Origin of the sequence: Mycobacterium sp., assembly GCF_047975165.1 — a bacterium.
Classification (GTDB): domain Bacteria; phylum Actinomycetota; class Actinomycetes; order Mycobacteriales; family Mycobacteriaceae; genus Mycobacterium.
This window is the reverse complement of record NZ_JBKECZ010000173.1, coordinates 1-8391: the sequence shown is the minus strand read 5'-3', so window position 1 is coordinate 8391 and position 8391 is coordinate 1. Positions and strand designations below refer to the sequence as shown.

Sequence of the window (8391 nt, the reverse complement as noted above, 5' to 3'; positions counted from 1 at the left end):
ACTTTCGTCACCTGTGACGCCCGGCTGGCCACCGTGCTTCCCGAGGGTTTGACCGATGTTGAGGCTGCCGCGGTCTCTACGGCGTCGGCGACGGCGTGGTACGGGTTGCAGGATCTGGCGCGGATCAGGGCCGGGGACAAGGTGCTCATCCATTCCGGGACCGGTGGTGTGGGTCAGGCGGCGATTGCGATCGCGCGCGCCGCGGGCGCACAGATCTACGCCACCGCCGGTAGCGACAAACGCCGGCAAGTGTTGCGGGACATGGGGATCGAGCATGTCTACGATTCGCGCAGTGTGGAGTTCGCCGAGCAGATCCGCGGTGACACCGACGGCTACGGGGTGGACATCGTGCTGAACTCGGTCACCGGCGCCGCTCAGCTGGCCGGGATCAAACTGCTGGCCATGGGCGGCCGGTTTGTTGAGATCGGCAAGCGCGACATCTACGGCGACACCAAAGTCGGCCTCTTCCCGTTCCGGCAGAACCTCGCATTTTTCGGTGTCGACCTCGCGCTGATGTCGCGGACACACCCGGTGGCGGTCCGGGACCTGTTGGATACGGTGTATCGGCAGACCGCCGAGGGTGTGCTGCCGATACCGGAGAGCACGTGTTATCCGCTGGCCGATGCGGCGACCGCGATCCGGGTGATGGGCGCGGCCGAGCACACCGGCAAGCTGATCCTGGAGGTTCCGCATTCCGGGCGTAGCAGTGTGGTGTTGCCGCCGGAGCAGGCGCGGGTGTTCCGTGGCGACGGCTCCTATGTGATCACCGGTGGGTTGGGGGCTTTGGGGTTGTTCCTGGCCGAGAAGATGGCTGCCGCCGGGGCCGGGCGTATCGTGCTCAGTTCACGTTCGGAGCCCGGTGGGCAGGCGCTGGAGGCCATCGAGGCGATCCGTTCGGCCGGGTCGGAGGTCGTCGTCGAGTGCGGTGATATCGCCGAGCCGGGTACCGCGGAGAGGCTGGTGGCCGCGGCGCGGGCTACCGGTGTGCCGTTGCGCGGGGTGTTGCATGCCGCGGCGGTGGTCGAGGACGCCACCTTGCCGAATATCACCGATGAGCTCATCGGGCGTGACTGGGCGCCGAAGGTGTTCGGGGCGTGGAATCTGCATGAGGCGGTGCGCAAGGTCGAGGCCGCTGAGCCGCTGGACTGGTTCTGCTGTTTTTCCTCGGCGGCGGCGCTGGTGGGTTCGCCGGGTCAGGGCGCGTATGCGGCGGCCAACAGCTGGCTGGATGCGTTTACGTTGTGGCGCCGGTCACAGGGTTTGCCGGCTACCGCGATTGCCTGGGGTGCGTGGGAGGCGATCGGCAAGGGTGCGGAATTCGCCGAGAAGTCCGGGGATGCGATCGAGCCCGGGGAAGGTGCGTATGCGTTCGAGGTGCTGCTGCGGCACAATCGCGCCTACACCGGCTACGCCCCGGTCATCGGATCGGCCTGGCTGACCGCCTTCGCCCAGCGCAGCCCCTTCGCCGAGGCGTTCAAATCCGCAGGTAGGAGCCGGTCGGGCAGTAGCAAGTTCCTGGCCGAACTCGCCGAGCTGGACCAGGAGGAATGGCCCGCCCGGTTGCGCCGCCTGGTGTCGGAGCAAGTAGGGCTGATCCTGCGTCGTGCCGTGGACGTCGACCGCCCACTGTCAGAGTTCGGGATGGACTCGCTGGGCAACCTGGAACTGCGCACCCATATCGAATCCGAGGTCAAGGTCCGCCTCACCACCACCGACATCACCACCGTTCGGGGTGTCTCTGATCACCTTTACGGCCAATTAATCTCAAAACCCGACGCGCCGACACCCCCATGAGGTAGAAAAGTCCCAAGCGCCACTGCTTGACAGTTGGCTGTAATCGAGGAGGCAACGTGATCATAGGTGGGGGATCAGCAGATGTAACTCTCGGTGTTGGAATCGTCCACGACTGGGAGCCCGGCCCGGGAACAATTGTGACCTGGCAGCCGACACCGGCGTCGCGTGCAAAGGCCATGAAAGCTCCGGTCGTCGATGTGCCGCCGAGTTCCATGCAGGCCGGCCACCTTCGCGGCTACGTGGATTACGCCGAGCGCGGCCTCGACTATTCCCGCTTGGTGATGGGTTCCTGGGAAATTCCGGGAAAGTGCGATATCCGCACCATGACGCACGTCATCAACGCCCACGCACGCCGGCACGAAACGTACCGCAGCTGGTTCGAGTACAACGGACCGAAGGATATTGTCCGGCACAAGATTCAAAATCCGCGTGATATCCAGCTTGCACCGGTTCAGCATGGCGAGATGACACAGCCGGAATGGCGCGAATTGGTTTTGTCGACGCCGACCCCGCTGGAATGGGACTGCTTCCGGTTCGGTCTGATTCAGCACGAGAACCACTGCTCGTTGTTCGCGATCGTCGACCACTTGCATTGCGACCCGGCGGTTGTTTCCTCGCTGTATGTCGAAATTCTGACGAATTACCGCGCACTGCTCGAGGGCAAGCCGCCGCTGGTTATGGCGGAGCCGGGCAGCCACGACGACTTCTGCATTCGCGAGGCGAAGACCTCCGCGGAGGTCACCGTGGATTCTCCCAACGTCCGCAAATGGATCGAGTTCGCCGAGAACAACCGCGGTGGTCTGCCGGAGTTCCCGTTGCCGCTGGGTGAGCAGACGCTGACAGCCGGTGGCGACATCATGATCGAGAAACTGTTGACTCCCGAGCAAACAGCCAAGTTCGAGGCGAGGTGCATCGCCGCACAGGCACGATTCAGCGGTGGCCTGTTCGGTTGTGTCGCCATGGCGCACTACGAGCTGACCGGTGAGGAAACCTATTACGGAATGACGCCGGTCGACAAGCGCACCTCCCCCGAGGAGTACCTGTCGATGGGCTGGTTCACCGGCGCTGTGCCCTACACCGTGGCCATCGACCCGAATTCGTTCGAAGAAACCGCTCGCTCCACTCAGGAGTCCTTCGACGACAACCTCGACATGGCAAACGTGCCGTACGAACGCGTCCTGGAATTGGCGCCCTGGTTGCAACGGAACTCGTCACAGTTCTTCATGACGAACTACATGGACGCCGGCCTGCCGCCGCTTTCCGCAGTTGTCGCCACGGCATTGAAGGGTGCGAATGCAACCGCCTACAACGACGGCCGGAACCCCGCCTACCTGTACTTCTCGGTGATTCGGCTGTTCGACGAGGTCTCCATCATGGTGAACCTGCCGAACAACCCCGTTGCCCGCGAGTCGGTAACCCGCTACCTCGAGGTTCTCAAGTCCGTGTTCGAGAAGGCGGCCGAGGGCCAGTACGCGAACTCGACGGTTCCCGCGGCTCGATAATCCAGCGCATGTCCGGTTGTGTGTCCCTGCCGAAAAAGTTCGCCGGGGACACGCAACCGGCACGCCTGTCGATAGATCGTCGTGCGCACCTCGGGTTGTGAGTTCGCCAAGATCAGCACCGCAGGCAGTGCCGCACGGGCACCGGTTCGTGCAACACCGGCGAAAGCGAACGACTACGCTTCGGAGAGTTCTCCGCAGAGTTTGAAGTCCTAGCCACCGGCTCAATCGCACGCTGGCAATCACGGCGAGGGATGAGGTGATCAACCGTGGAAAGCCCCACTGGTACCCCGGTAGCCGTCGTCGGTATGGCGTGCCGGCTGCCGGGAGGGATCGACTCTCCCGCCGCCCTGTGGCAGGCGCTGCTGCGCGGCGACGATTTGGTCACCGAGGTTCCCGCGCATCGCTGGGACGTCGAGGAGTTCTACGACCCGGAGCCTGGAGTGCCCGGCCGGACGGTCTGCAAATGGGGCGCCTTCCTCGACGACATCGCCGAGTTCGATCCCGAGTTCTTCGGGATCAGCGAGCGCGAAGCGACCGAGATGGATCCGCAGCACCGGCTGCTGCTGCAGACGGCCTGGGAGGCAATGGAGCACGCCGGGTTGACTCGCAAGGAGCTGGCCGGCGTGCGGACCGGCGTGTTCGTCGGCTTGATGCACGACGACTACCTGTTCATGCACGCCGACGCCGATACTCTCAGCGGCCCATACGGATACATGGGCAACAGTTTCGCGATGGGATCGGGGCGGGTCTCCTACGCCATGGGGCTCAGCGGCCCGGCGATGACGGTCGACACCGCCTGCTCATCGGGACTCTCTGCGATCCACCTGGCCTGTCGGAGTCTGCACGACGGGGAAAGCGACATGGTGCTGACCGGCGGCGCCGCGGTCTCGCTGGAGCCACGCAAAGCCGCATCGGGTTCGGCCATCGGGATGTTGTCGGCCACCGGGCACTGCCATGCGTTCGACGTCAACGCCGACGGCTTCGTCTCGGGCGAGGGCGCGGTCATGCTGCTACTCAAGCGGCTAGAAGACGCCCAACGCGACGGTGACCAGATCCTGGCTGTGATCCGCGGTACGGCCGCCAATCAGGATGGGCACACCGTCAATATCGTGACGCCCTCGCAGCCGGCTCAGGTCGCCGCATACCGGGCGGCCCTTTCCGCGGCCGACGTTGACCCGACCACCGTCGGTATGGTGGAGGCACACGGTACCGGGACCCCGGTCGGTGATCCGATCGAATACGCCAGCCTCGCTGAAATCTACGGAACCGAGGGGCCGTGCGCACTGGCATCGGTCAAGACCAACTTCGGCCACACCCAAGCCGCCGCCGGAGCCCTGGGGCTGATGAAGGCTGTCCTGGCGCTGCAGCACGGCGTGGTCCCGCAAAATCTGCACTTCAGCCGACTTCCCGAGAAGTTAACCGAGATAGAGACCAATCTCTTTGTGCCACAAGAGAGTACGGTCTGGCCCATTGGTGATGCATCGACACCGCGACGAGCCGCGGTGTCCTCGTACGGGTTCTCGGGCACCAACGTGCACGCGGTCCTCGAACAAGCTCCCGAGCAGGATGTCACGCCCGAGCCCCCCACGGGGGCGGCGGGGGTGCCGGGGGTGCCGGAGCCCGCCGGTGCCGGGCTGCACGGGGAGCTGGTCTTTCCGGTGTCGGCGTCGTCGGAGGAGGCGTTGCGGACGACCGCGGAGCAGCTTGCCGGCTGGGTGGAGGCGCAGGCGGATCTGGACGTGGCGGATCTGGCGTACACGTTGGCCCGGCGGCGGTCGCCGCGGGCGGTGCGCGGTGTGGTGTTCGCCGAGGATCGTCCGCAGCTGGCCGGGGCTTTGCGGGAGCTTGCCGGTGCCGAGGTTGCCTATCCGCCGGCGGTGGGTCTGGACGACAAGGGTCCGGTGTGGGTGTTTTCCGGGCAGGGGTCGCAGTGGGCGCAGATGGGCAAGGATCTGCTGGAGTATGAGCCGGTGTTCGCGGCGACCATCGCCGAGATCGAGCCGTTGATCGCCGAGGAGTCGGGGTTCTCGGTGACCGAGGCGTTGACCGCCGCGGAGAAGGTCAGCGGTATCGACCGGGTGCAGCCGACGTTGTTCGCCATGCAGGTGGGGTTGGCGGCCGCCATGAAGGCATACGGGGTGATCCCGGGTGCGGTGATCGGGCATTCGCTGGGTGAATCGGCGGCTGCGGTGGTCGCCGGTGCGCTATCGGTGTCCGACGGGGTGAAGGTGATCTGCCGGCGTTCGAAGCTGATGACCCGCATCGCCGGGGCCGGCGCCATGGCCTCGGTCGAACTTCCCGCGCAACAAGTGTTTTCTGAGTTGCTGGGCGGCGGGATAACCGACGCAACCGTGGCGGTGGTGGCGTCGCCGCAGTCGACGGTGATCGGTGGGGATACCGCGACGGTGCGTGAGCTGGTTGCGGCCTGGGAGCAGCGTGACGTGCTGGCCCGGGAGGTGGCCGTCGACGTGGCCTCGCATTCCCCGCAGGTCGATCCGATCCTCGATGACCTGACCGAGGCGCTGGCCGACATCGGCGGGCAGGAGCCGGCGGTGCCCTACTACTCGGCGACCTCCTTCGACCCGCGGGAGGAACCGTATTTCGATGCCTACTATTGGGCGGACAATCTGCGGCACACGGTGCGGTTCGCCGCGGCGGTGCAGGCCGCGCTCGAGGACGGCTTCCGGGTGTTCACCGAGTTGTCCCCGCACCCGCTGTTGACCCACGCGGTCGATCAGACCGCTCGCGGGCTGGACATGTCGGTCGCCGCCCTGGCCGCGATGCGCCGCGAGCAGCCGCTGCCGCACGGGTTGCGCGGGCTGCTCGGCGACCTGTATGCCGCCGGTGCTGCGGTGGACTTCTCGGTGCTCTACCCCACCGGACGCCTGGTGGATGCGATCCTGCCGGCCTGGAATCACCGCCGGCTGATGCTGGTGGAAAGCACCGACCGGCTCGCTCATGCGAATTCGGTGGCGGTGCATCCACTGCTGGGCCCGCACGTGCGGCTGCCCGAGGAGCCCGAACGTCACGTCTGGCAGGCCGATATCGGCACCCAGGCGCAGCCCTGGCTGGAGGATCACCAGATCCATGGCGCCCCGGCCCTGCCCGGTGCCGCCTACTGCGAGATGGCGCTCAGCGCTGCCCACACCATCCTGGGTGAGGCGGGCGAAGTTCGTGACATCGAGTTCGAACAGTTGCTGCTGCTCGACGCCGAAACCCTGGTCGGCACCACCGCCACCGTGGAATCCCCCGGAATGATCCCGTTCACCGTGGAAACCACCGAGGACGGCGAACGCACCCTGCGGGCCACGGCGATCCTGCACGCACTCACCACACAGGAAGCCGCCGCCGAACCCCCGGCCCCCCACGACATCGAAGCCCTGCTGGCCGGGCGCCAGACCCGAATCGATGGCGATGACCTCCGGCTGGACGCCGATCTCCGGGGCATCCAGTACGGTCCGGCGTTCGCCGGCCTGGTCGCCGCGCACACCGCTGAGGAGCAGGACACCCTGGTGGCCGAAGCCGGGCTTCCGGTGTCCATCCGCTCGCAGCAAACCAGTTATGTCATACATCCGGCACTGTTGGACGCCTGTTTCCAGTCGGTGGCAGCCCACCCCAGCGTCCGCAACCCGGACGGCTCGGGTGCCGGTCGGCTGCTGTTGCCGCTGGGCGTGGGCCGGATCCGTTCCTACGGCCCGGCCCGGCATGCGCACTACTGCTTGACGACGGTGACCCGCCCGGACTCCGGCGCCGGTGAGCTGTCCGCGGATATCGATGTCCTCGACGAGCACGGCGCGGTACTACTGGCGGTGCGCGGTCTGCGGCTGGGTACCGGCGCATCGGCGGACAGCGAACACGACCGCGTCCTGAGCGAGCGGTTGCTGACCATCGAATGGCAGGAACACGAGCTGCCCGACACCACGGTGACCGAACCCGGAAACTGGCTGCTGATCAATGTCTGCGACACCGCGGCCACCGCCGACTCGGCTGACACCGCCCCTCCGTTGGCCAGCAGCCTCGCCGAGGCCCTCGCAACACACGACGCACAGACCGCCGCAATGTCCTGGCCGCTCGACGGCGACCACGGGGCCGAGGTTGGCCAGCTCCGGGATCTGCTGAACGCCAATGTATTCGACGGCGTCGTCATACTCACCGAACCGCCGAGCGGCCGGGATGGAGATGCGATCTCCCGCGGCGCTCAGTACGTCGAACTCGCGGTTCACATCGCCCGCGAACTGCCCGAGATCGTAGGCCAGGCGCCCAGGTTCTACGTCGTGACCCACAACGCCGCGCCGGTGCTCCCAGGCGATTGCCCGAATCTCGAACAGGGCGGGTTGCGGGGCTTGCTGAGGGTGATCAGCTCCGAGCATCCGCACCTGAAACCCACCGGCATCGATATCGACGACACCAGTGCCGAACACCTGGCACGTCAGCTCCTGCAGGCCACCGACGAAGACGAAACGGCCTGGCGGGACGGCCAGTGGTACGCCGCCCGCCTGTACCCCTCCGCGCTGCGTCCGGAGGAGCGCCGCTCCACCGTGGTCGACCACAGCCAACAGGGCATGCGGGTGCAGGTCCGCACACCCGGTGACCTGCAGACGTTGGAGTTCACCGCATTCGACCGGAAACCCCCGGGCCCCAACGAGATCGAGGTCGCAGTTGCCTCGGCCAGCATCAACTTCGCCGACGTCCTGGCAGCCTATGGGCGCTGTCCCACCTTCGACGGCAAGCAGCCACCGCTCGGGCTGGATTTCGCCGGGGTGGTGACCGCGGTCGGATCCGACGTCAGCGACCACAAGATCGGCGACCGGGTGGGGGGCCTGTCTCCCGATGGCTGTTGGGCGACTTTCGTCACCTGTGACGCCCGGCTGGCCACCGTGCTTCCCGAGGGTTTGACCGATGTTGAGGCTGCCGCGGTCTCTACGGCGTCGGCGACGGCGTGGTACGGGTTGCAGGATCTGGCGCGGATCAGGGCCGGGGACAAGGTGCTCATCCATTCCGGGACCGGTGGTGTGGGTCAGGCGGCGATTGCGATCGCGCGCGCCGCGGGCGCACAGATCTACGCCACCGCCGGTAGCGACAAACGCCGGCAAGT

Annotated in this window: 3 protein-coding genes; all 3 read left to right on the top strand. The window is 66.4% G+C overall.

The features are described 5' to 3' along the window. The coding region (locus ACK5M9_RS16300) for an SDR family NAD(P)-dependent oxidoreductase (RefSeq protein ID WP_416894179.1) at positions 1-1794 on the top strand (1794 nt) is incomplete at its 5' end. 137 nt (positions 1795-1931) lie between these two features. Beyond that, on the top strand, positions 1932-3296 hold the full coding sequence (locus tag ACK5M9_RS16295; RefSeq protein ID WP_416894178.1) for a condensation domain-containing protein: 1365 nt from the start codon (positions 1932-1934) through the stop codon (positions 3294-3296). Between the two features lie 305 nt (positions 3297-3601). Continuing rightward, positions 3602-8391: sulfolipid-1 biosynthesis phthioceranic/hydroxyphthioceranic acid synthase (gene pks2 / locus ACK5M9_RS16290; protein WP_416894180.1), on the top strand; the 4790-nt coding region annotated here is incomplete at its 3' end.